Raw genomic sequence first — 25,668 nt, forward strand, 5'->3', positions numbered from 1 at the left:
TTTTCTTATATCACTAATTGTGCATAGCAATAGCTGGAGTGAGGAGGAAACTTGGTGAGTAGTCAGCATCGGAAGCTATATAAGGCTAAAGCAACCGTTACATTAGGAGTATGTGTGCTAATACTAGTGGCAATCATCCTTATTGTAAATGTGTTCTCAAAGCAAAATGATCAACAACTAATGAACGACAAAGATATTCTAAGTAAGTCTCTTGGTGGTCCTAACAGTTACGCAACCTACTTATCTCACTATGAGACGACACCAAAGTCTGACAAAATCATCGTGATTGATGCCGCACAATATGATCATGTTACTGGAACAGAATTTGAAGTGTTAGACCGGTATGAAGGCATGGAAGGATTATCATTGTTTACTGGTGAAACAGGAACTGTGCAGTGGAAGTTTCAAGTAGAGCAAGAAGGGTTATATCAATTAGAAGTAATGTATTATCCTGTAGAAGGCAAAAGTTCTGCTATTGAAAGAATTGTAGCAGTAGATGGTGTAATTCCGTTTGAAGAAGCACAATTTATTCAATTTGATCGATTATGGAACAACGAATTAACGGAAATTCAAGTAGACAATCAAGGGAATGAATTACGCCCAAGGCAAATAGAAGTTCCAAGATGGACGACAAAGATCGTCCAAGATTCTAATGGCTACATAACAGAGCCGTTCCAATTTTACTTTAGTAAAGGCACTCATACTCTTTCTTTCCAGGCTTCGCGTGAACCGATGATTTTGAAAGAGCTCAGATTGAAGCAACAACAGACGGTGCCGACCTATGAAACGTTAGTACAAAAGTATGAGCAAGAAGGCATTGCTAAGACAACGGGCTTGGAGCTTCGTTTCGAAGGGGAATCTGCTGTTGTAAAGTCATCGCCTACGCTCTATCCAGTGAGTGAACGTACTAGTGCAGCGGTATTACCATATAGCGCTTCTCTAATTAAGATAAATACGATTGGTGGATTTAATTGGCGTATGCCAGGTCAATGGGTGGAATGGGAAATTGATGTACCAACAGATGGTTTGTACAACTTATCTTTTATTACCCAACAAAATTGGGTTAGAGGGATTTATTCTACTAGAAAATTATCTATTGATGGCGTAGTACCATTCCAAGAAATGAATGCAGTTGGGTTCAATTATAAGAGTGGCTATCGGTTGGAAACACTTGCACAGGATAAAGATGCGTACTTGTATCATTTCACAGCGGGTAAACATACGCTTCGCATGGAAGTAACACTGGGACCATTTGCCGACCTTATTTCACAGGTTGAGGATTCCTTATATGAGCTTAACTCGATGTATCGTAATATTCTTATGATTACAGGTACAAAACCAGATGAATATCGAGACTATCAGCTCACTGAAAAAATTCCCAATCTAATTGAGACGTTTACGTTCGAGAGAGATCGACTTTCAGCTGTTGCCGCGCAATTGAAAACACTTGCAGATGGTTCTAGTGATCAAGAAGCTCTCTTAAAATCGATGACGGTTCAACTTGATGAAATGATCAAAAAACCTGAAAATACTCACCGTAAGTTAAACGAGTATAAAACGAATACGGGTGGTCTAGGTACATGGGTGCAACAAGCTAGAGAACATCCGCTCGAGATTGACGCTGTTATTCTATCCTCGCCTGATATGAACTTGAAGGCAAAAGGGTTAGGCTTTTTGGCAAACTCTATCCATGAAGTGAAGACATTCACGAATTCATTCTTTATTGATTATAACAGTATCGGTAACGTATCCGATGCCAAAGATCAACGAACGATAACGGTTTGGATTGGTAGTGGCCGCGATCAAGCTAACACGATGAAGGCGATGATCGACGAAACATTCACATCAGAAACAGGAATAAACGTGAATTTAAAGCTTGTACAGATGCATACGCTCCTACCTGCAACATTAGCAGGGCAAGGTCCTGACGTGGCTATGCAAATTGATAATGATATTCCGGTAAACTTCGCTATGCGTAACGCTTCAGTGGACTTGACTCAATTTGCAGATTTTAATGAGGTAGCGAATCGTTTCCGTTCTAGTGCAGTTGTTCCATATCAATATTCAGATGGTGCATATGCTCTGCCTGAGCAACAGACCTTTAATATGCTGTTTTATCGTAAGGATGTGCTCGAAGAACTGGGGCTAGCAGTTCCAACGACATGGGATGAGGTTTCTGATTTACTAGCTGTATTAAGTAAAAATCATATGGAATTTGGAATGCCTCAAGTCCAGCAGGCAGCTGTTCAAGGGCAAAACATTCCTCCTAACTCTCTATATGCAGCATTACTGTTCCAAAACGGTGGGGGATTCTATCGTAATGATGGTAAAGAATCGGATCTGGATTCGCGTACAGCGATCGAGACGTTCAAGCAATGGACGGAGTATTATACCGACTACAAATTAGAGCGTGAGTATGATTTTGCAAACCGCTTCCGTACGGGGCAGATGCCGATCGGCATCGCAGATTATACGATTTATAATCAGCTGACGGTCTTTGCACCAGAAATTCGCGGACTATGGGGATTTGCACCGATGCCAGGTACATTACAAGAGGATGGGGCAACGAATCGTCAAGTCCCAAGCGGTGGTTCTGCCGTCATGATGCTAGAAAAAGCGGAAGATAAAGATGCCGCATGGCAATTTATGAAATGGTGGACAAGTGACGATACACAAGCGAAATTCGGTCGTGAGATGGAAGGATTGATGGGCGCAGCAGCACGTTATCCAACAGCGAACATTAATGCGCTAGATAGCCTACCTTGGCCAGTTGAAGATTATAAACAATTAAAAGAACAATTCCAGTATGTGATAGGAATTCCAGAAGTTCCAGGTGGTTATTTCACAGGTCGTCATCTATTCAATGCCTTCTATAAGACTGTGATCGGGCAAGTAGAAGCGAGAGAAGCATTGATGGACTACACCGAATACATTCAAGATGAAATTGTGAACAAACGAGAAGAGTTTGGATTGCCACAATAGGGAGGGGAGAACAGCATGTCAAATTGGTGGAGCTATAAAGTGCAAGAAATGAAAAAAAATAAACAATCCTATGTACTGCTTGCGCCTTATATGATCTTATTTGCAGTATTTACGATACTACCTGTCATGATCTCAATGTTTCTAAGCTTTACGTATTTCAATATGCTAGAATTCCCTAAATTTATTGGCTGGCATAACTACTCCAGACTATTTTTAGAGGATGATATTTTCTTAGTCGCTATTAAAAACACGATCTTATTTGCGGTGATCACAGGGCCGATAAGTTATATTGCCTGTTTCGTTTTCGCTTGGATTATTAATGAGTTATCGCCTAAGATGCGAGCATTAATGACTCTAGTATTCTACGCGCCATCGATTTCAGGTAATGTATTCTTTATTTGGTTAATGATCTTCTCAGGGGATCGCTACGGTATTGCTAACGGTTTACTTATTAAATTTGGCATTCTGATGGAGCCTATTCAATGGCTCAAAGAGGAACAATATGTTTTAGCAATTATTATTATCGTACAGCTTTGGTTATCGCTTGGAACAGGTTTCCTAGCATTTATTGCTGGACTACAAACGGTAGATCGTACGCTGTATGAAGCAGGAGCAGTTGATGGAATTCGAAATCGTTGGCAGGAACTATGGTATATTACTTTACCGTCCATGCGCCCACAATTAATGTTTGGTGCGGTTATCCAGTTAACGACATCACTGGCCGTAGCTGAGGTTTCGATAGCATTAGCAGGGTTCCCAAGTGTGAACTACGCCGCCGAAACGATCGTAACGCATCTAATAGATTATGGTACAACACGATTTGAGATGGGCTATGCTTCGTCCATTGCTACTGTACTATTTATCATCATGTTAAGTACGAACCTCATCGTACAAAAATTATTACGTAAGGTAGGTGAATGAGCATGCCCTTCTCCTTTAAGATACGCACTAAGAGGGTAAATCGCTCGTTCTGGGGAAGCTTTGGTTTATTTACAGTATTAGCCTTCTTTGGTGCATTTATGATTTTACCGTTGGTGTATGCGATCAATAACGCATTTAAGCCACTAGATGAAATATTCCTGTTTCCACCGACCTTGTTCGTTCGTAACCCGACGATGAACAACTTTAGTGATTTACTTAATCTATTAGGGGAATCTTGGGTACCATTTAGCCGTTATATTTTCAATACTGTATTTATTACGTTAATGGGTGTTGTCGGGCATGTTGTTTTTGCTTCGGCAGCTGCATTTCCGCTAGCAAAACATCGTTTCCCAGGTAAAAAAATCATGTTCCAAATTGTCGTTCTGTCATTAATGTTTACTCCAGCCGTTACAGCTATTCCTAACTATATGGTAATGAGTTGGTTAGGATTAATTGATTCCTATTGGGCAGTGATTATCCCAGCATTCGCGTATTCACTGGGTCTATATCTGATGAAGCAATTTATGGAGCAAATGCCAGATGCCCTACTAGAAGCAGCAAAAATTGATGGGGCAAGTGAATATCGTATTTTTTGGACGATTGTTATGCCGAATGTAAAGCCAGCGTGGCTGACTCTAATTATTTTACAGTTCCAAATTCTTTGGGGCAGTGACGGTAACGGCTTCATTTACAGTGAACAGCTGAAAAGTCTTCACTTTGCGGCCAATCAGATTATTTATGGTGGTATTGCACGGGCTGGAGCAGCTGCGGCAGTAGCGCTAATTCTTATGAGTGTGCCAATTACGTTATTCGTCTTCTCACAAAGTAAAATTATTGAGACGATGGCATCTTCAGGTATGAAAGAGTAGGAGGGAAACGATGTTCATTAAGAGATCCATATCAGCTATCGTCATGGCGTCCCTTCTCTTCTCGAGTAGTCTGATCGATACAGTGAAGGCAAGTACGCCATATGAAGCTTATAACTATAATTACTGGGAAGAAGCAGTGGCTTCACCAGCGGCCTATGTACCTGATTACGTAATCACTGGGTTAGATTTAGACATAGGTCCGTTGCATGAACCGAGTGATTTGGCTTTGGGTAGTGATGGGCGCAAGTACATTGCGGATACAGGCAACAAGCGAATTATTGTTGTGAATCAAGATTGGAAAGTTGAACAAGTCATTGAGGGCTATATGTCCGCAGCAGGAGTAATGACCAACTTTCAGAATCCTACAGCTTTGTTCGTAGATCATGATAATTTACTTTATGTTGCAGATTCTGTGCTTGGTCAAGTCATTGCGTTTGATGAGCAATATCAAGTAACGCTAGTAATTGAACACCCACAATCTGATATTATTGCTGCGAGCTTCAAATTCGTGCCACAAAAAATCGCAGTAGATGAAGCAAAACGAATCTATGTTGTAGCGAGTGGTGTGTTTGAGGGAATTATGCAGTTCGATTCGGATGGATCATTTTTAGGATATATCGGAACGAATGAAGTAAAGCGCGACTATTACGAGATTATGTGGCGGATGTTTTCCACAAAAGAGCAACTTAGTAAGTCGGTGCTATTCATACCAACGGAATTTTCTAGCCTAGATCTGGATGAAAAGGGATTTGTGTATGCAACAAATATTGATTTGAGTACCAAAACGCCAATTAAACGCCTGAATCCATCAGGAGTAGATGTACTAAAGCGTTACGGATACTTTGATGTGATGGGTGATATATACTTCCGTGGCTCCATAGGTCCATCACGATTTGTCGATATTAAATATTTGGGTGATGGCTTATATAGTGGACTAGATAGTAACCAAGGGAAAATATTTACTTATGATGCGGAAGGGAATTTACTCTACATCTTCGGAAAAAATGGGAATCAGGTAGGGACATTCAAAACACCGGTATCGCTTGAATTCGATGGGGAAAATCACTATGTGCTGGATCGTGCCAAAGCCAATATTTCGATATTCAAACCCACAAAATTCGGTAGTCTTGTAATTGAGGCTTCTCGATTACATTATAACGGATACAGTAAAGAGGCAGTTCCGCTTTGGAAAGAGATACTTACTCTAAATAGTAATTATGATGTGGCCTACATTGGAATTGGACGTTCACTTGTTATGGCTAAGCAGAATGAAGAAGCGATCTTCTATTTCAAACAAGGTATGGAGCGCGAACAATATTCGGTAGCCTTCAAGCGTTTCCGTCGTGAAGAGATGAAAGAATATTTTAGTGTCGTTATGACAACCATTGCTATTGGTGCAATTGCAGCGATATGCTTACTCATTTGGCGCAAGCTACGAGGGAAAAGTGCAAAGTCTAGTAACAGTCATTCTGTAGGGAGGGATCAAGTATTATGAAACAGGATTTCATAAACTTCCCACTACAAGTTATCTTCAAGCCTTTCGATAGCTTCTGGGATTTGAAATATGACAACAAAGGTAAGATGAAAGTCGTCTATCTACTCGTCATTTTAACCATTATGGCGATTGTTTTACAGAAGAAATATGCAGGATTTCTCGTAAATTATTCCGATCCGAGATACCTCAATAGTGTGATGGACATTATTACAATTATTTTCCCTTTTTTATTATGGTGTATTGCCAATTGGTCTATTACTACTCTCATGGGCGGTGAAGGGAAATTTACGGAGATTGTTATGGCAACGGGTTACTCGTTAACTCCACTTATTATTGTCTACTTGCCCATGACATTCATTAGTCGTTTTATGGTGAAAGAGGAAACCGCTTTTTACTATCTCCTTATTTCTATAGCATCAATATGGTTTGTATGGTTGCTCTTTATTGGGATTATGACCGTGCATCAATATACTGTGCTGAAGACCATTGTCACAATTGGATTAACTATCGTAGTTATGGGGATTATCGTCTTTTTAGGCGCACTTGTACTAAGTATGATTCAGCAAATTTATGAGTTCATCTATAATGTTTATCGAGAAATCTTGTTCCGTACGTAAAGGAGAGGCGACCATGAAAAATAAAAAAGCATTATACGTGGTGCTAGGTGTTCTCTTCGTAGCAGGATTGATCATCGGCACAGTATTTATCATTAATAAAGGGGCCCCAGTAACAGATCTGACGGCTTTTTCTCATGACCAAGCACTAGAGGTAGGGCAAGAGCTAGATACAATTTCAGCCAAAAGCACTGCACAGGTAGAGGGCATGAAACTTATTGCAGATAACGGTGAATTAGCATTATTCTACAATACAAAATCAACAGAAATTGCGGTAGTGAATCTTGCATCTAGGGAGACATGGTATAGTAATCCGCAAGATTTAGAGGAAGATAGTATTGCTTCAGCATATGAAAAGACATTGCTAGCTTCACAGCTTATCGTGCAATTTCGTGATCTAGTCGGTAATTTGTTCACGTTCACTAATTTTGAAAAAAGTATTGAAAATGGACAATATACGGCAGAGGCAATTACGGATGGAGTCCGTGTTACCTACACTTTAGGAGATATATCTAAAGGAATCGATGCCCTGCCCAAATATATAAGCAAAGAAAGATTAGAAACAAAGATCATAGCAAATTTGCCAGAAGTTACAGCAAATTATGTGAAGGTTCGTTATATGGAAGTGAAGGGTAATCCAGAGTTGATGGAACGTATGGATGCTCAGATAGGGAAGCAACTTGTACTTAATAAGATGGTCAAAGCTTTTACGGAAGCAGGGTATACAGAGGAAGATTTGGCATTTGACGAAGCAGAGAATGGTGCAGGAGCAGGTAATGGGTTGGGAAATCCGACATTTACCGTAGCCATTGAGTATACACTTGATGGGGATCAACTCGTCGCTATGGTTCCTGTCGCAACTGTGCAAGAAGCGACAGGGTATCTCATTCGAAGCATTGATGTGTTACCTTTCTTCGGTGCTGCGGGCAAAGAAGATGAGGGCTATATTCTAACACCAGATGGCTCAGGTAGTTTGATCTATTTGAACAACGGTAAGGTGAAGGAAGAACAATATGTACAACGCGTATACGGAGAGGACCCGAATAATACACGTTGGTTACGCGGAATGGTCAGTGAAAGCGCAAGAATGCCTGTATTCGGTATGAAAAAGAATAACGCGGCATGGTTTGCGGAGATGACTGCCGGCGAAGGCATTGGTAGCATTACTGGCTCTATCAGTGGTATGAAAAATTCGTATAATAATGTCTATCCTTCATTCAGTTTACGCGGTGAAGATTGGCTCGAGCTGTATACGGGCGCCCTTTATCAAGAAATACAAATTTTGAATGAAGAGCGCTATAACGGTAACCTTGAGGTTCGCTATAGCTTCTTAAGTGGAGATGCTGCGAATTATAGTGGTATGGCAGAGCGCTATCGTGAACATTTGGTTGAGGCAGGGACTTTGCAACAACTTGCAGAACAATCCAATGTACCATTCTATCTGGATGTTTTGGGAGCTTATGATAAGCGTGAAACTGTACTTGGTGTTCCTTATCGTGATGTTCAGTCATTAACCACCTTTAATGAAGCTGGTGAAATAGCTGAAAAGCTAAATCAGCAGGGTATTCAGAATATTAATATGCGTTATATCGGTTGGTTTAATAAAGGGATACGACATACTACACCGACAAACATTAAGTTGGATTACAGTTTAGGGAATAAAAAGGATATTAAGAAGTTAGCAGCTCAGTTACAAGATAGCGGTGGTAACTTGTTCCCAGACGTAGCTTTCCAATACGTTTACGGTGAGGACATTAAATTTACACCATCTTCAGATGCTGCTCGCTTTGTAACAAGAGAGGTTGTAAAGCTGCATCCGATCAATCTCGCGCTTAATCGGATGAGTCCGAATCTAGGAAACTATTATTTGGTGTCAGCTTCAAAGCTCCCGTATTTCGTAGATGAGTTTCTTGATAGCTATAATCGCTATCAGCTTACAGGTATTTCATTACGAGATCTTGGAGATGTAGTTGGCGGCGATTATCGCGTATCTCGTGTTGTACATCGTGAAACAGCAAAGCAAATTACTCAGCGTTCTTTACGGACAATAGCTGATGAGAAGGAAACGTTAATTACTGGTGGTCATGCTTATGCTTGGGCATACGCAGATCATATTGTGGATGCGCCAGCTTCATCCAGTCAATTCAATATTGCGGATGAGACGGTTCCCTTCTATCAAATGGTTCTTCATGGATATATTCCATATGCTAGTAAAGCCATTAACTTGGCTGATGAACAAGATGTACAGGAACAGCTATTAGTTGCGATCGAGCAAGGGGCATATCCGCATTTCGTATGGAGTTATGACGATTCCTCTGAATTGAAATTTACAAATTATGATCAGTATTTCTCTACACAATATGAAATCTGGTTAGAAGAGGCTGTAGCGATGTATAAGGAAGTTAATCAAGTATTAGTAGAAGTTAGCAATGCTACGATTATTGAACGCATCGTTCATGAGCCAGGTGTAGTTGAAGTTCATTATAATAATGGAATTCGCATCTTTGTCAATTATTCGGATCAAGCGGTTGCAGTGAATGGTGTACAGGTTGCAGCGAGAAATTACAGTGTAGGTGGTGGGCGCTCATGAAGCTAAAAGGAATATCTCTATATCGTAAGCGCTCCATGCTAGGCTTTTTCTTCATTGGACCGTGGCTTATTGGATTTCTATTCTTATATTTAACGCCACTCATTCAATCGGTAAAATTCAGTTTTACGAAGTTGCAAATTCAACCAGAAGGTTATTCCTTGCTATCAGTTGGTTGGGAAAACTTTCGAAACGCATTGTTTGTAGACGCGAATTTCAATCGTATTCTTACGAGTTCAGTCTGGGAAATGATATTATCTGTACCAATGATATTATTTTTCAGTTTGTTCTCGGCAACGTTACTGAATCAAAAGTTTCGTGGTCGTACCTTAACTCGTGCCATCTTTTTCTTGCCAGTTATCTTGGCCTCCAATGCGATTGAAGCAGCCGAAAAAAGTGGATTAATTAATCTAATCGGTAGCGCGACTTATCTAGAAGAAATGCAAGGTGCGACTTCTTCGTATAACGTAACCTCTATCGTGTATACTTTGCTAGATATCGGTATTCCGTTAACGTTTGCAGATTATATTGTCACGGCTATTCTGTCGATCTACTCGATTATTACAAGTTCTGGCGTGCAAATCTTAATCTTCCTAGCTGCGCTACAATCGGTACCAAATACGATGTACGAGGTTGCAAAAATGGAAGGGGCCACAGCCTATGAATCGTTCTGGAAGATCACTTTTCCCATGATTAGCCCGTTAATTTTGACGAATATTATCTATACAGTAATAGATTCATTCAGTGGTAGTCCGATTACGACACTTATATACTCCACTGCGTTTACGGCACAAAACTTCGGCCTGAGCGCAGCGATGTCTTGGATATACACTGTCGTTGTAGCCGGATTCCTGGCTATCATTGGTGTAGTCTTGGCTAAGAGAATTCACTACAACTGATACTTCTATGAAGCAATGAAGGGAGCGTGATCGTAATGGGCAAAGAAATTGCAGAGGCACGTTATTATCGTAAAAAACGCGAACAGCAGAAACTATTTGATTTATTCTATGTCATCTTTCGAAGCCTACTCATTATTGGGATATCCTTCATCATTATTTATCCCATCATACAAAAGATAGCGGTAGCATTTAAGGATAAAGTTGATATCTACAATCCTACTATTTATATGATCCCGGTAAATTTCACCTGGGATAACCTTACAATGGCGATGCAAATCTTAGATTACTTTCCGATGCTTGGGAAAACACTAGTATTCGTTGTAGTAACGACACTATTTACAGCCGCAAGCTGTGCATTAGCGGGGTATGGATTTGCTAGATTTAATTTTCCTGGTAATAGGATCTTGTTTGGTGTAGTTATTATTACGATACTCGTTCCAACGACAACCTTAATGCTTCCGTATTACTTGCACTTCAAAAATTTTGATTTTCTTGGAATTATCGGATTATTTACTGGGGGATCAGGGGTGAATCTGATTAACACCTATTGGCCATCGATTATTACATCGGCAACAGCGATAGGTTTGAAGGCTGGTTTGTTCATCTATATTTTCCGACAGTTTTTCAAGGGTTTACCTAAGGAAATTGAGGAAGCGGCCTTCATCGATGGAGCAGGTGGCATTCAAACCTTCTTCCGGATTATGCTACCTAATGCTATTCCACCAATCATCACAGTTGTGTTGTTCTGCTTCGTTTGGCAGTATAATGATACATTCTATACGACGCTGTTTATGAGCGGAATGGAATTAATGTCTTTGAAAGTAGCGACATTACCGTCACAGGCTGATCAATTCATTCCAGTGCTTATGGGCTACTCGCATAGTTCTGGATTCAAGGCCGATCCCAATCACGTAGCGATGGTTGTAGATACAGGGATATTACTAGCAATCTTACCCTTACTAGCCTTGTATCTAGTCGTTCAACGTTACTTTGTCGAAAGTATTGAAAGAAGCGGTATTGTCGGTTAATCGAGCTGCATATGAAAAGTTTTAGATTATGCTTACGATGCAACTTTTCATACAAACCATGAAAAGTTTTTAGAAGATTTACCCTTCAAACAATAATAGAGGAAGTTGAACATGCAATAATAGCTCAATACTGGAGGATGTATCATGAGCCAAACAATAAAAATAGATTCATGGCGTTTCAAGTCAGTGAAGGATACGAACTGGTTGCCTGCAACGGTTCCAGGTTGTGTTCATACCGATTTATTGCATAATGACCGCATTCCCAATCCATTCTATGGTATGAATGAACATGATCTACAGTGGATTGACAAGCTGGACTGGGAATACGAGACGTATTTCACGCCACCAACGGGGTTTTTACAAGAAGAACGTCAAGAGCTTAATTTTAAAGGTTTAGATACGTATGCTGATGTTTTCATCAATGAGAAATTAATGCTATCAGCAGATAATATGTTTAGAACATGGAATATCGATGTTACTGGTTTGCTCCATGTAGGAGAGAATCATATTCGAATCTTATTCCGCTCTCCTATTCAGGAGGATTTGCCGAAATTGCATGCTTTAGGCTATCCATTGCCAGCAACGAATGATCAATCTGAACTAGGTGGATTAGGTGAGCAGAAACTTAGTATCTTTGCTCGTAAAGCACCTTATCATTATGGTTGGGATTGGGGTCCACGCTTTGTTACAAGTGGAATTTGGCGTGAAGTCGAATTGATCAGTTGGTCGGGAGTTATTGTCAGAGATCTGTTTATTGATCAATTATCAGTTACAGCGCAATCAGCTCAGCTTGCAGCTAAAGTAACAGTATCCGTAGAGAAAAGTGGTTCGCTACAATTACAAGTTCAATCAGATGATAAAAGCTGGGAATTGGTAACAGAAGTCGAAGCAGGAGAACATATTTTAACTTTACCAATCGCAATAGATCAGCCAAAGTTATGGTGGAGTAACGGCCTTGGTGAACCGAATCGTTATCAGTTTAATGCGGTGGTTACTTTACAGGACGAAGGTATTTCGCATTCGACACAAGCTACGATTACTACAGGACTACGCACCGTTAAATTAGTCCGTGATCGAGATGCTGATGGCTCAGGTGCAACATTCCACTTTGAGCTTAATGGAGTTGCTGTATTTGCCAAAGGAGCCAATCATATCCCTAATGATAGCTTTATCTCGGAAGTTACGGAGGATCGCTATCGTGCTGAGATCATGTCTGCTGTAGAAGCGAATATGAACATGCTCCGTGTGTGGGGGGGCGGCATCTATGAAGCCGATGCATTTTATGATTTATGTGATGAGTATGGCATTATGGTATGGCAAGACTTTATGTTTGCATGTAGCATGTATCCAGGTGATGAAGAGTTCTTACAAAATGTTCGTGCAGAAGCAGTAGATAATGTGAAGCGTCTTCGTAATCATCCGTCCCTCGTACTATGGTGCGGCAACAATGAGATCGATTCTGCATGGGCACATTATGATGAGCATGGAGGCTGGGGCTGGAAGAAGGATTACGAGCCAGCTATTCGCGAAAAAATATGGGCAGATTACGAGAAAATCTTCCATGACATATTACCTGATGTTGTAAGTGAATTACATGCAACGATTGATTATTGGCCGTCCTCTCCAATTGTATCGGTAAGTAATGATTTAGCACAGCATGCGCATCCGTTGACCAATGAAGGTGATGTTCATTACTGGGGAGTATGGCATAATGTAGAGCCATTTGAAAACTATCAAATTAAGCTAGGACGCTTTATGAGTGAATATGGATTTCAATCATTCCCAGAGTATCGTACGATTCGTAGCTTTGCCGAAGAATCTGATCTGGCAATCGATACAAAGGTAATGATGGCCCATCAGAAAAATGGTGATGGAAATCGTCTTATTAAAGAATATATGGATATGTATATGTCACAACCTACTGATTTCAAAGGATTCTTATATCTAAGTCAAGTACTTCAAGCAGATGCTATGCAAATGGCCATTGAAGCACATCGCAGAAAAATGCCATACTGCATGGGCTCACTTTATTGGCAAATGAATGATTGTTGGCCAGTTGCTTCATGGGCGGGAATTGACTACTATGGTCGCTGGAAGGCACTTAACTATTATGCTCGCCGCAGCTTTGCGAGTATATTACTATCTGCACAAGTTGAGGATACGGAGCTAGCTATCTACCTTGTATCTGATAAGCTCCAATCGGTTAGTGGAACATTACTAGTTCAATTGCGCCATATGTCAGGTGAGGTGTTACATGAAGAGCAAGCTGAGGTCACTCTTCCGGTAAATACGTCAGAAGTGGTTAAGCGCCTAACGATCTCACATTTACTGAAAGGATACAATGAAGCGGAAGTATTTGTCAGTGCGTCGTGGTCAGCTAATAGTGGAGAAACAGCACAAGCTATTCATTATTTCGTGAAAAATCAAACCCTACTGTTGCAGCAACCAGAGATTGAAGTGAGCGAGACGGTCGAAAGCGGGGCAACAATTGTTACATTGCAATCGAAGTCACTAGCCAAACAAGTTGTCTTGACATCGGAGATGGATGGCATCTGGTCTGATAATTATTTCGATCTTATTCCAGGTGAACCTTATACAGTAACCTTTACTACATTGGATCGAGCTAGTCATTACGCTGGTAAAGTAGAAGTGAAATCAATGATCGATTTTATTGTGCAAGATGCTGCTGTAACTGCGCAAGTGTAGCAAAATTGAATGGGATTTAACAGCCCGTAAGCCCCTTGAACTGTGGGAGCTTACGGGCTTATTTATGTAATTAACTATTATTTCTATTTCCTTCTTCGTAGTTACTCTCCTTATTAGCACTCCTGTTGATACGTTCGTTAAATTTGTTATATTCTGCTACAATAAAGTGAGAACTAGTTAATAGGAGATTATTATGACAAAAGCGATATTTTTTGATGTAGACGACACACTATACGATCATCTTATCCCATTCCAAAAAGCAGTACAGCCATATGTGGATCATATAGAGTCCTTTCCCTATGAAGAAGCCTATCATCGTATGCGATATTATAGCGATAAAATTTCAGCCCGGCTTGGTGGAGCGGGAAAAATGGAAGAAGGCTCGGCAACTGAAGCGATGAAGAGGGATAGATTTCAATTTGCGTTACAAGAATTTGGTATAGACATTGATGCGGGTCAGGCTGAAAGTATTCAGTTGACCTATTTTGAATGTCAATTTGAGATCGAGCTATTCCCTAATGCGCTTGAGCTTATCGTCGAGCTGCAACAACGAGGTTTCATTGTTGGTGTGTTAACGAATGGTGCAGAAGCGCATCAATGGCGTAAAATTAAAGCATTAAAAATAGATGAACTTATTCCAGTAGAGCGTATCTTTGTTTCAGGAAGCTATCAATGGGATAAACCTGACATTAGAATGTTTCAGTATATTAATGAACGGACAGGAACATTACCTGAGCAATGCACATATGTAGGTGATTCCTGGCGTAATGATGTCATTGGTGCAACAAGTGCAGGGTGGAGCATGATATGGTTCAATCATCGCAATCTAGAACGAGAAAGTAATCTTACTTTACAAGGTGAAGTGAAAAGCTTTAATGATTTGAAATATTTAATACTTTGAAATATGTAATACTTGAAAAAAATAATGCCTTGAACTACCTCTTAGGTTCATATCATCTAATAGTTTGAAACGACAATTGATAGAAATTACAACAGTGAGAGTGATATAGATGAACAGTAGGAACGAGAGTTTGATATGCCATTTTAACCAGCTATTAACTCTAGCAGATGCAGTTATTGTGACAGACAGTACTCATAGAATTTGCCTTGTGAATGATGCTTATGAGCAGATTACAGGATTTAAGGAAAGAGACATCATCGGGAAAAAAGCTGGAATATTGAAAACGAAGCTAACGCCTGTCGAGACGTATGTACAGATGAAAGCATCATTAGAGAAGCATCAGCCGTGGTCAGGTGTGTTCACCAATCGGAAAACTAATGGTGAGCTATGGCATTCGTCTATTACTATTACTCCATATTTAATCGATGATGAAGTTTATTTTGCTGGCGTATTTCGTGTATTAGAGGATTTAGAGCGTGGACATTATTTAGATGAGAAGAGAGTTCGCCAACTACAAGGCTCGCTTTTAAAGGTGCTAGCGATATCTTGTGAAATTCGTGATCCTGGTATTGAAAATCATCTAATTCGTGTTCAAAATCTTACAGAGTTACTTGTAGAGCGACATAATGAAAGAATCGATTCACAGCTAGATTATCACTACACATCGCAAATTGTTAATGCAAGTATTATGCATGATATCGGTAAATCTGCTATTCCTGAAGGTATTCTTTATAAGCCAGGTTCATTGGCACCGTATGAACGAATCATAATAGAAATGCATCCGCAAATCGGTGTTGATATTTTAACGAAGATTTATGGCGAATTAGATGATGAGTTATTTGAAAATGAGTTTTCAGTCGCGAAGAACGTAATATTGCATCATCACGAGAAATGGAATGGTGAAGGATATCCATTTCATTTAATCGGTGAAGATATTCCGTTTGAAGCAAGAATTGTAAGTGTTGTCGATGTATACGATGCATTAACAACGAAGCGTCCTTACAAAGAAAAATGGACACAAAAAGCTGCCATTGAATTAATCGTTGAACAAAGTGGCAAGCATTTTGATCCTGCGATTGTGGAATCATTTATAACTTTATATGAAGATGGCTCGCTAGATGCGGATGGATAAATGATAGAGACCGGTCCAAAACTAAAATAGCAACCATAATAACTAGTAAAACCGAATTTTGCAGTGTGAAGGGGCGACAATTTGCTTCGTTTTTGATACACCAATTCCCTTTATATTCAGAAGTACTTGCTCGGTTACGTCAACTAAAGCTATTGGGGTGGGGTAACGATCAATCAGTTCGTTGATCAAATAACTGTCGGCGTTTTATCTTAGCGTACTTGCCAGCAATTGTTTGTAAGTTTGTTTTTTTGCAGCGATCATATAAGCACAACCTTCCAGATCAGAATACAGTACAACTAGGAGCAGAAGCTACCCGCTTCTACTCCTAGTTGTACTGTTCAATTTCAAAAAAGTCAGAATCCTCGATTTTTCTGCCAAGGTTCAATAAATGGATCATCCCCTTAAGTAATTTTGATAGCCACACGATTTAATACTTTGAATCCAAAACAAGACTATTCGGAATCCTTTTGATTCTTGTAAATAATATATAATTCAAACTGGAAGCTTCTTCACTATACCAATCATAAAATACGAATTTTAGCGAAAAAAGGGTTTTCTTGTACATTTGTGGAATAAGTCTTAAGGACTATTTCTAATTATCAATTATCTGGGATTGGAGCTTGCCTCTTCCAAGACACTTGATTGTTACTGTAACTCATGTTGCTTGCTAGTCTAAATTTGTGATGAATTCCATTTGTAGAGGGGGAGCACTATGAAAATCAAATATGTGGAAATTCAAAATTATAGAAAACTGAAATCGTGTAGAATAGAACTAACGGAGCATACAACTATCTTCGTAGGGGCCAACAATAGCGGAAAAACAACAGCTATGGATGCTTTGAAAAAATTTTTGAAATACAAAAAAACGTTTGATATTAACGATGTTACTTTATCTAATTGGATTAAGATTAATGAAATTGGGCTTGAGTGGTGCTGTACTGAGGAGAAAACAAGTGAGGAATTGGATATTGAAAGACTTGCTTTACTAATGCCAACTATGGATATTTGGCTTGATGTTAAGGACCAAGAGATTCATTATGTTGATCATCTAATACCAACCTTGGATTGGAAGGGCGGATTACTGGGAGTTAGATTAAGACTAGAGCCAACTGATATACAACGGTTCTATAAAGAATTCACTACAGCATTTATTGCTGCAAAAAATACAATCGCTGCTGCACGAGAAACTGATAATGATGAGCTAGTTATGTTATGGCCTACAAACGTTAGAGATTATCTAAATAGAAAATTTCAAGGTACATTTGGACTTCGAGCGTACCTGCTTGATCCTAAAAAGCTTGTCTCACCTGAAAATGGGATAGCTAAACCACAGCTTCTTCCGAAGGATAGTGAAGCACTATCCGGTGACCCGTTTAAAAGTTTATTTCTCATACATAGTATTAACGCACAAAGAGGTTTTTCAGATTCAACCAGTCAATCAAATGATATTGATGAAGAGACAAGTGGAGTACTAGGGAATCTTTCACAGCAATTAAGGGCATACTATAATACTCATTTAAATCCCATCAAATCTCCAAATCCTACTGATATAAAGGCTTTACGTGCAATTGAATCTGCGCAAAATGAATTTGATTTAAGATTACGTCAGGGTTTTGAACAAGCATTAAGCGAATTGGGAGGTATGGGCTATCCTGGTTTTTATGATCCAAAGATAACCATATCAACAAAAATCCAACCTGTAGATGGGCTTAAGCATAGTTCAGCAGTTCAGTTTGATTTAATGTCCGTTGGTAATCAGTACAAGGATTTACCGTTAAGACTACCAGAAAATTATAATGGGCTTGGTTATCAAAACTTGATTTCTATAATTTTTAAAATGATGCAATTTAGGGATGAATGGATGAGAGTGGGGAAACTTGCGAACAGTTCTATGAATAATAATGATGAGTTTTTAATCCCGCCAATACAAATTGTATTATTGGAAGAACCTGAAGCACATCTTCATATTCAAGCGCAACAGGTGTTTATTCGTCAAGTGTATAATGTCTTAAGAAACCATGATAATTTAAGAGAAAAAAAGGGCCTCACGACTCAATTAATTGTCAGTACCCATTCGGGTCACATTGCTCACGAAATGTCTTTTTCTCAATTGCGCTATTTCAGACGGAAACCGGTTGTAGCAAAAAATGAAGTGCCTATCTCTACTGTTGTAAACTTATCAGATGTATTTGGGGAAAATGAAAAAGATACTGAACGTTTTGTTACTAGATATCTTCAGCTTACTCATTGTGATTTATTGTTTGCTGATGCAGCCATTCTTATTGAAGGGGCTGCCGAGCGTATGTTACTCCCACATTTTATAAAGAATAATTTTAAAGAATTAAGTCAGAGATACATTTCGTTATTAGAGATTGGTGGGAGCCATGCACATACCTTAAAACCACTAATAGAAGCTTTGGGACTTACTAGTTTAATTGTTACTGATTTAGATTCAATTGATCCAATTACAAAAAAAGCAACATTACCAAATAGAAAAAAAGGTCTGCTGACAGCAAATGACACATTAAAGCAATGGGTCCCATGTAAAGAAGTAATAGATGAATTATATGCAATTGATAATAATGATAAATGTAAGCGTTATGATAGCCATTTTTCAGTAAGAGTCGCGTATCAAATTCCAACTGAAGTTGTATTGACTCCAGAAATACCTGGTAGCTTTTCAGTTGAGATTTTGCCATATACATTTGAAGATGCTCTGGCTTTTGAAAACTATATATTTTTCAAGAGTCTTGACGGTAAAGGGCTAATTAGTAAGTTCAACAGTGCAATGAATAATTTAACTACAATACCTGAAATAAGAGCGCAACTCTTTAACGATCTAAGGGGAGGAAGAAAAGCAGAGTTTGCACTTGAACTAATATTTAAAGCAGATTTCAAAAATCTTCGAATACCTTCATATATTAAGGAAGGACTAGAATGGTTGGAAAAAGAGTTACAACAAAATCAATGGACTCATTTTGAAGATTTAGTTGATATTCCTGAGAAAGAAGTGGTTGATTCATAATGCAAGAAATAATAGACGATAATAATAGAGATAATCATGTTGATGAAGCCATAACAAATTGTTTAAATATAAATAAACTATCAAGTTTTTTCTTGTTTGCTGGAGCGGGATCGGGAAAAACCGGATCACTAGTAAAGGCATTGAAAAAAATCAAAGAAAGAGATTTTCAAGATTTACAATTAAAAGGACAAAGAATTGCAATCATAACATATACAAATGCAGCTTGTGAAGAAATAGGACGTCGAATTGACTATGATCCGCTATTTTCAGTCTCAACAATCCATAGTTTTATATGGTCTCTGGTACAAGGATTTAATAAGGACATAAAGAGATGGTTAAATGATAGCCTATTGACACAAATTCAAGAGTTAGAAGAACAGATAAGTACCGGAAGACGTGGAACAAAGATTATGACATCACGAATTAGTCAATTAGAATTTAAGAAGTCTAGACTTCAAAATTTGAGGAATATAAAAAAATTCACTTATAACCCTAATGGATTAAACTTAGACAGTGATTCTCTAAGTCATGCTGAAGTAATCAGCGTAGGCACACATTTTTTGAATGAGAAGCTCTTGTTGCAAAGAATTTTAATTAATAAGTATCCCATTCTTTTAATTGATGAGAGTCAAGATACTAACAAAAATCTAATGGATGCATTTTTAATGATTGAGCAAGAAAATAGTGGTTCTTTTGCATTAGGTTTATTCGGTGATACTATGCAACGTATTTACTCGGACGGAAAAGTAGATCTTGGCAATGATTTGCCACTAACTTGGATGAAACCAACAAAAGTTATGAATCATCGTTGTTCGCCAAGAATTGTTAAGCTTATTAACAAAATTCGAGAGACTGTTGATAATCAAAAACAGAGGGCCAGAATGGACAAAGAAGAGGGATATGTTCGTATGTTTATTTTACCCTCAACAATTGATAAGAATGAGGCAGAAAAATTAATCATACAGCGTATGAAAGAAATAACGCAAGATCAAAAGTGGGATGTTGACTCAGCAGATTATACTACATTAATACTTGAGCATCATATGGCAGCCAAAAGATTAGGGTTTTTAGATTTTTTTAAACCACTATATGAAAATGATAAATTGAAAACAGGATTATTAGATGGTACTATCACTGGTTTGAGTTTCTTTGCTCAAGTTATTATCCCAATAGTAGCTGCACACAATAGAGGTGACAAAATGGCTATTGCAAGAATTATGAGAGATTACTCACCGCTTTTGAAAGTCAATTCGGACGGTAGTTCACAAATAGAATACATTAGGAATACTGAAAAAGCTGTTGATTCCTTCTTATCACTTTGGAATAATGGTAATGATCCTAAATGCATTGATGTACTGCGAAGTGTTTTAGAGCTAAAATTATTCAATATTCCTCAAAGTTTATCCATATATATAAAAAAAAGTGAAATCCAGGGTACGGACGTGAGCGATCAAACCATCGAACCAGCAAATGCTCTTAGTGTAGCCGAAGCTTGGGAAGAATGTTTAAAGGCTCCATTTAGTCAGGTCATTAAATATGAAACTTATGTAAGTGGAAAATCAAAATATATGACTCATCAAGGAGTAAAAGGGTTAGAGTTTCCTCGTGTTGTGGTAATTATTGACGATAGTGAGTCTCGCGGGTTTTTATTCAGTTACGAGAAGTTGTTTGGTGCTAAAGAAAAAACTCAAACAGACTTAGATAATGAAGTCACTGGAAAAGACACTACAATTAGTCGAACTAAGAGATTGTTTTATGTCACTTGCAGTCGTGCTGAGAAGAGTCTTGCAATCGTTGCATATTCCGATGATCCGAAAGCAGTGCGGCAGCATGTCATAAGTGAAGAATGGTTTGATGAGTCAGAAGTTGAACTTATAAGTTGAATTTAGTGGTCACACTTTTTTTATTTCTGGAACGCCCGCGTAGGTATCGACGAGAGCTCAATCAGGAAAACCCATTATAATCAGTGGATTTTCGTCCGAGTTACAGGCGTTCCAAAAGCCCATCTCTCCACTGGCAGCGAAGAGGTCAGGGGTTCGAGCCAATGACCTCTTCTCCTGAGCCTTCATCCAAAGTAAAATCATGCGAAGGTGCAAGTAACTCCAGCACCTGCTCCGGATCCCACATCGATTCCTTCGTCTCATCTGCTTCTAATATGTCATCGATAAGCTGTTGCTTCCTCTGTTGCAATTGCAGCATTTTATCTTCCAATGTACCTTCCGCAACTAATTTAATAATATTGACGACATTACGTTGTCCGATCCGATGAACACGATCAGCCGCTTGTTGTTCTACCGCCGGATTCCACCATAGGTCATATAAGACAACCGTATCTGCCCCTGTTAAGTTCAGTCCGGTTCCACCAGCTTTCAACGATAAGAGGAACATATCTCGCTCGCCATTGTTGAATCGATCGCAGTTTTGCACACGTTCAAGCGGTGGAGTCTGACCATCAATATAGAAAAATTGATAACCACGCAATGCTAGTTGCTGGGAAATAATGTGCAGCATAGAGGTGAACTGAGAGAAGATGAGTAATCTTTTCCCTTCGCGGTAGCTATCTGCAACTAGTTCTAGTAACTGCTCTAATTTAGCAGAACCGCCATTATAATTTTCCATGAACAATGAAGGGTGACAACAGATTTGACGCAATCTCGTAATACCAGCTAGCAACTTAATTCTTGTTTTTCCACGCTGCTTCGGATCAAGATGCTTCAATGTATCCTCTTGTAGCTTCGCAAGAAATGCGAGATATATCTTTTTCTGCTCTGGTAGTAATGGAGCAACTAGTGTCGTTTCGATCTTATCTGGCAACTCTTCGATAACATCACTTTTCTTTCGTCGCAATAAGAATGGTGAGATTCGAGCTAAGAGCACATCTCGTGGCCAGTCCATAAAATGCTGTTTCTCTGTAAATGTGTTCGGATTAACTAGGTTCATAATGGACCATAATTCGTCCAAGCGATTTTCAATCGGTGTGCCTGTCAAAGCAAAACGATATTTTGCATCAATCGCTTTAACCGCCTTGGCTGTTTGTGTATAGTCATTTTTGAAAGCTTGAGCTTCATCGCAAACGAGCGTATGATAGCGCAATGTCATAAATGCAGCAATATGCTGTCGTAATGCTTGATACGATACAATCCAAACATCCGCTTGTTGTTGGTCACTAGACGTAACGGCACCAGTTTTCATATCCGAAGCTTCAACGACACAAGTTCGCACGGTTGGCGAGAAACGTTGGAATTCCGCTTGCCAGTTATAGAGCAGTGAAGCTGGTGTTACGATTAGCACCTTCTGCTCGGATTGACGAATATCATCTAGTACTGACGTAAGAAATGCGATAACTTGTATGGTTTTACCTAATCCCATCTCATCAGCTAATAATCCCCCAAGATTATAATCAGCAAGCATTCTCATCCATTGATAGCCATCGATTTGATAATCACGTAAAGTAGCTGTTAGAGCTTGAGGTATTGGAACTTCATATAGCTCTGGGTGTTGAATATGATCAATGAATTTCTTCAGCGAGCGAGATAGCTTGATCGGACTATCACTGGGCAAGCTTTGAATATAGCCAATACTTCTTCTAATCGGAATCTGATCATCAAACAGGGTAGGATGTTCAAGTCCAAGCTCGTTCATTACTTTAATAAGTTGATCGTAATTCTCATGTTCAAGTGATAATAACGTTCCTTGGGAAAGCCGATAGAAGCGACGTTTCAGCTTCAAAGATTGAATAACTTCGCGAAGCTCATCATTACTAATTCCTGTCATAGAGAAGGAGTACTGGAGCCAGTTACTTTTTTCATCCCAGCTAAGTGTAAGCTCGGGATATACATCTTCAGCAACATAACGCACACGGACTGCGGTTGTCGCTAGTATGGTTGCACAGAGTTTAAGTTTGGGGAGTGCATCATGCAGAAAGCTATATTCATCTTCATCACCTTCAATAATCCAGCCACCTTCTGTTTGCAGGCTTGGTATTTGAGCGATAATATCAAGAATAGCTTGTTCCTTCTCCCGTTCTCTAAGCATAATAAATCCAGATTGCATTTGAGCGGCTTCAGGTAATAACGGATTAATAATGAGGCCGCCATAATGAAATTCCAGTCCCACTAGCAAACGGTCGCGAACTCTATCGAGAAATAACTGTGCTTTCAGAGGTTGCTGGATAACCTTCGCTGTAATTTCATCTGCAATGACGATATGTGCAATACGATGAAGCTTTGGCAGTACAACGTCTAATAGAGATGATAGCAGATGCGGTTCAATCATCATTTCATAATGATCATCAGCTAGAAGTAGCTTTTGAATACCTTGCAGCTGCTTAGCGTGCTCATAGCTTATGTTGAACCATTGACCGTACATAATCGCTAACTCGTAGGCTGGCATTACTATTAAATGATGGAGGGTACTGCAACGCAGCCAATATTGCTTCGTATCCTCTGTAATCGTTATTGGTAGTGGAAGCTTGCCTTCCGCTATTTCGATCGAATCAAACCGCTGTAGTTGCTCATCAAGTGGGCCTGCAGGTAAATAGTATTCAACATTAACATGCTCGTAAGCGAGTAGCTGACCTGCAATCCGATGATACCAAGCTGCTGGTAATGGAATGCTTTTCATACGGGTAGATGCTCGTTCGAGTTCTAGCATTTGCAGTAGTACAACAGTAAGCTGCCTCATTGCTGGAGCAATATAATGCTGATCAGGATCATAATAGGTAGTTTTGGAAATAGGAAAATAAAGCCGATTAACAATAGCTTCCAAAAAGGCTTTTGGTTGTGCAATATGAAATTTTTTTTTGAGTCCAGCAAATATTTCAAGGAACATCATATATTGATCATTTTGTTCCATCATGACACAGCGTAGCTGAACAGGAAACAGCGTTAGTCGCTGAGGGGCTCTTATATGGTCAGATTGAAACAATTGGAGCATCTGCTCCGCTTTAGAATGATTATCATTACGCATAAACAATATCCTCACGAATCGATTAGTTGTAAGTGTAGTATACCACTAATGCGAGGCTTTGCTTAACATCATATAACTTGTTACTATTAAAGGGTGTCCGCTACGAGAACTAATCACTGTGCGGGGATCGCTACGAGAACAAATTGATGTTCTGATCGCCGCTGTCCTTGGATTTATTGTAATAGGAATAGCGGTATAAATCCGAGGACAAAAACGACCGCATACCACTAGCGATTAGTTCTCTCCGCTACTGCTGAGAGGTTATTAAAAACAGAGAAAAAAGTTACTTTAATGAGCCGAGTGAGTGAGCTTGGGGATCAAACAAAGCAAAAAGTTGCTCTAATGTGCCGACTGAGTGGGTTTCAGCATCAAACAAAGCAAAAAGTTGCTCTAATGCGCCGACTGAGTGGGGTTCAGCATCAAACAAAGTAAAAAGTTACTTTAACCGTTGAGCAGTGTCACGAGAGAATCATTATTATGAGAAGGTATAGGTACGTACACATTAATTACAAAATAAAGGAGCTACTCAAATGATTAATAAATTATCAATATTAGATGTTTCACCTATTATACAAGGCGGTACTGTTGGAGATGCGCTTAAGCGTACGGTTGATTTGGCACAGCATGCGGAGCAATGGGGGTATTCTCGTTATTGGCTTGCTGAGCATCATAACTCTCCAAGCATTGCAAGTTCAGCTACAGCAGTAGTTATTGGTCATGTTGCATCCCAAACAACATCGATTAGAGTAGGATCAGGAGGCGTCATGCTGCCCAATCATGCATCATTAGCGATTGCTGAGCAATTTGGTACATTGGAAGCTTTATTTCCAGGACGTATAGATCTTGGATTAGGCAGAGCGCCAGGAACGGATCCGCTAACGGCAAAGGCACTTCGTGGTGAGCGTGGAACCAATGGACAAAATTTTCCTGATCAGCTAGATGAATTGAGAAAGTATATTGATCCAACATATGGTACCAGCCGTCCAGCGATACGAGCTATTCCTGGGGAAGGTAGTGATGTTCCAATTTGGCTATTAGGATCAAGTGATTTTAGTGCGACGCTGGCAGCTCAGCAAAGCTTGCCGTTCGCGTTTGCTGGACATTTTTCCCCAACATATATCGTACCTGCATTAAAATTATACCAATCACAATTTGAGCCCTCGACTCGTTATCCGAAGCCATATAGTATGGTAGCTGTCAATGTGATTGCTGCGGAAACGGATGAAGAAGCACAATACTTAGCTACTTCGATGTATCAGTTGTTCCTTGGCTTCGTGAGAAGTAAGTCTGCTCCATTAGCTCCGCCAGTTCGTAATATGGATGCCATTTGGAGTGCACAAGAGAAAATGTTTGTAGACCAGCAAGTCGGCTCATCTATTATTGGAAGCAAGGAAACGGTTAAGCAGAAGCTAGAGCAGTTAATTGCAGCTACTGGAGTTAATGAAGTGATGGTGACCGCATATATTCACGATCATGAGGCTAGACTTCGTTCGTTTGAAATTGTAGCCTCCTTGATGAGGTAGCTCAAAAAAAGGACTTTG

The 25,668-nt window shown here is 39.4% G+C and carries 15 protein-coding genes; 14 read left to right on the plus strand and 1 reads right to left on the minus strand.

Features of this window, described 5'->3' with window-relative positions; translation table 11 throughout:
• Positions 1-54 precede the first annotated feature (54 nt).
• The 13 genes from AC1TPB_RS16190 to AC1TPB_RS16250 all read left to right on the plus strand — a co-directional run bounded on the left by AC1TPB_RS16190 (position 55) and on the right by AC1TPB_RS16250 (position 21,042).
• Positions 55-2,982 (plus strand): extracellular solute-binding protein, encoded by a 2,928-nt coding sequence (locus tag AC1TPB_RS16190; protein ID WP_482077451.1) that lies wholly within the window; start codon positions 55-57, stop codon positions 2,980-2,982.
• Positions 2,983-2,997: 15 nt separating this feature from the next.
• Positions 2,998-3,903, plus strand: coding sequence for a carbohydrate ABC transporter permease (locus tag AC1TPB_RS16195; protein ID WP_482077452.1), 906 nt, complete (start codon positions 2,998-3,000; stop codon positions 3,901-3,903).
• Positions 3,900-4,772, plus strand: a complete 873-nt coding sequence (locus AC1TPB_RS16200) for a carbohydrate ABC transporter permease (protein ID WP_482077453.1) — start codon at positions 3,900-3,902, stop codon at positions 4,770-4,772. Before AC1TPB_RS16195 ends, AC1TPB_RS16200 begins: the two co-directional genes overlap by 4 nt.
• Positions 4,773-4,782: 10 nt before the next feature.
• Positions 4,783-6,267, plus strand: coding sequence for a gluconolactonase (locus AC1TPB_RS16205; protein WP_482077454.1), 1,485 nt, complete (start codon positions 4,783-4,785; stop codon positions 6,265-6,267).
• Positions 6,264-6,884 (plus strand): Yip1 family protein, encoded by a 621-nt coding sequence (locus tag AC1TPB_RS16210; RefSeq protein WP_482077455.1) that lies wholly within the window; start codon positions 6,264-6,266, stop codon positions 6,882-6,884. Before AC1TPB_RS16205 ends, AC1TPB_RS16210 begins: the two co-directional genes overlap by 4 nt.
• A 13-nt stretch (positions 6,885-6,897) precedes the next feature.
• Positions 6,898-9,471, plus strand: coding sequence for a DUF5696 domain-containing protein (locus AC1TPB_RS16215; protein WP_482077456.1), 2,574 nt, complete (start codon positions 6,898-6,900; stop codon positions 9,469-9,471).
• Complete coding sequence (locus AC1TPB_RS16220; RefSeq protein WP_482077457.1) at positions 9,468-10,367, plus strand: carbohydrate ABC transporter permease; 900 nt, start codon at positions 9,468-9,470, stop codon at positions 10,365-10,367. Before AC1TPB_RS16215 ends, AC1TPB_RS16220 begins: the two co-directional genes overlap by 4 nt.
• A 35-nt stretch (positions 10,368-10,402) precedes the next feature.
• Positions 10,403-11,395, plus strand: a complete 993-nt coding sequence (locus AC1TPB_RS16225; RefSeq protein WP_482077458.1) for a carbohydrate ABC transporter permease — start codon at positions 10,403-10,405, stop codon at positions 11,393-11,395.
• Between the two features lie 144 nt (positions 11,396-11,539).
• Entirely contained in the window at positions 11,540-14,101 is a 2,562-nt protein-coding gene (locus AC1TPB_RS16230; RefSeq protein WP_482077459.1) for a beta-mannosidase, read from the plus strand.
• Positions 14,102-14,294: 193 nt separating this feature from the next.
• On the plus strand, positions 14,295-15,002 hold the full coding sequence (locus AC1TPB_RS16235) for an HAD family hydrolase (RefSeq protein ID WP_482077460.1): 708 nt from the start codon (positions 14,295-14,297) through the stop codon (positions 15,000-15,002).
• A 109-nt stretch (positions 15,003-15,111) separates the two neighbouring features.
• Positions 15,112-16,134, plus strand: a complete 1,023-nt coding sequence (locus tag AC1TPB_RS16240; protein ID WP_482077461.1) for an HD domain-containing phosphohydrolase — start codon at positions 15,112-15,114, stop codon at positions 16,132-16,134.
• 712 nt (positions 16,135-16,846) lie between these two features.
• Positions 16,847-19,159, plus strand: a complete 2,313-nt coding sequence (locus tag AC1TPB_RS16245; protein WP_482077462.1) for an AAA family ATPase — start codon at positions 16,847-16,849, stop codon at positions 19,157-19,159.
• On the plus strand, positions 19,159-21,042 hold the full coding sequence (locus tag AC1TPB_RS16250; protein WP_482077463.1) for a UvrD-helicase domain-containing protein: 1,884 nt from the start codon (positions 19,159-19,161) through the stop codon (positions 21,040-21,042). Before AC1TPB_RS16245 ends, AC1TPB_RS16250 begins: the two co-directional genes overlap by 1 nt.
• Before the next feature lie 145 nt (positions 21,043-21,187).
• On the opposite strand, the gene AC1TPB_RS16255 is transcribed toward AC1TPB_RS16250, so the two are convergent.
• Positions 21,188-24,127 (minus strand): DEAD/DEAH box helicase, encoded by a 2,940-nt coding sequence (locus AC1TPB_RS16255; protein ID WP_482077464.1) that lies wholly within the window; start codon positions 24,125-24,127, stop codon positions 21,188-21,190.
• Between the two features lie 530 nt (positions 24,128-24,657).
• On the opposite strand from AC1TPB_RS16255, the gene AC1TPB_RS16260 reads away from it, so the two are divergent.
• Positions 24,658-25,650, plus strand: coding sequence for an LLM class flavin-dependent oxidoreductase (locus tag AC1TPB_RS16260; RefSeq protein ID WP_482077465.1), 993 nt, complete (start codon positions 24,658-24,660; stop codon positions 25,648-25,650).
• Positions 25,651-25,668: the final 18 nt, after the last annotated feature.

It is taken from the genome of Paenibacillus sp. Y951 (assembly GCF_056786395.1).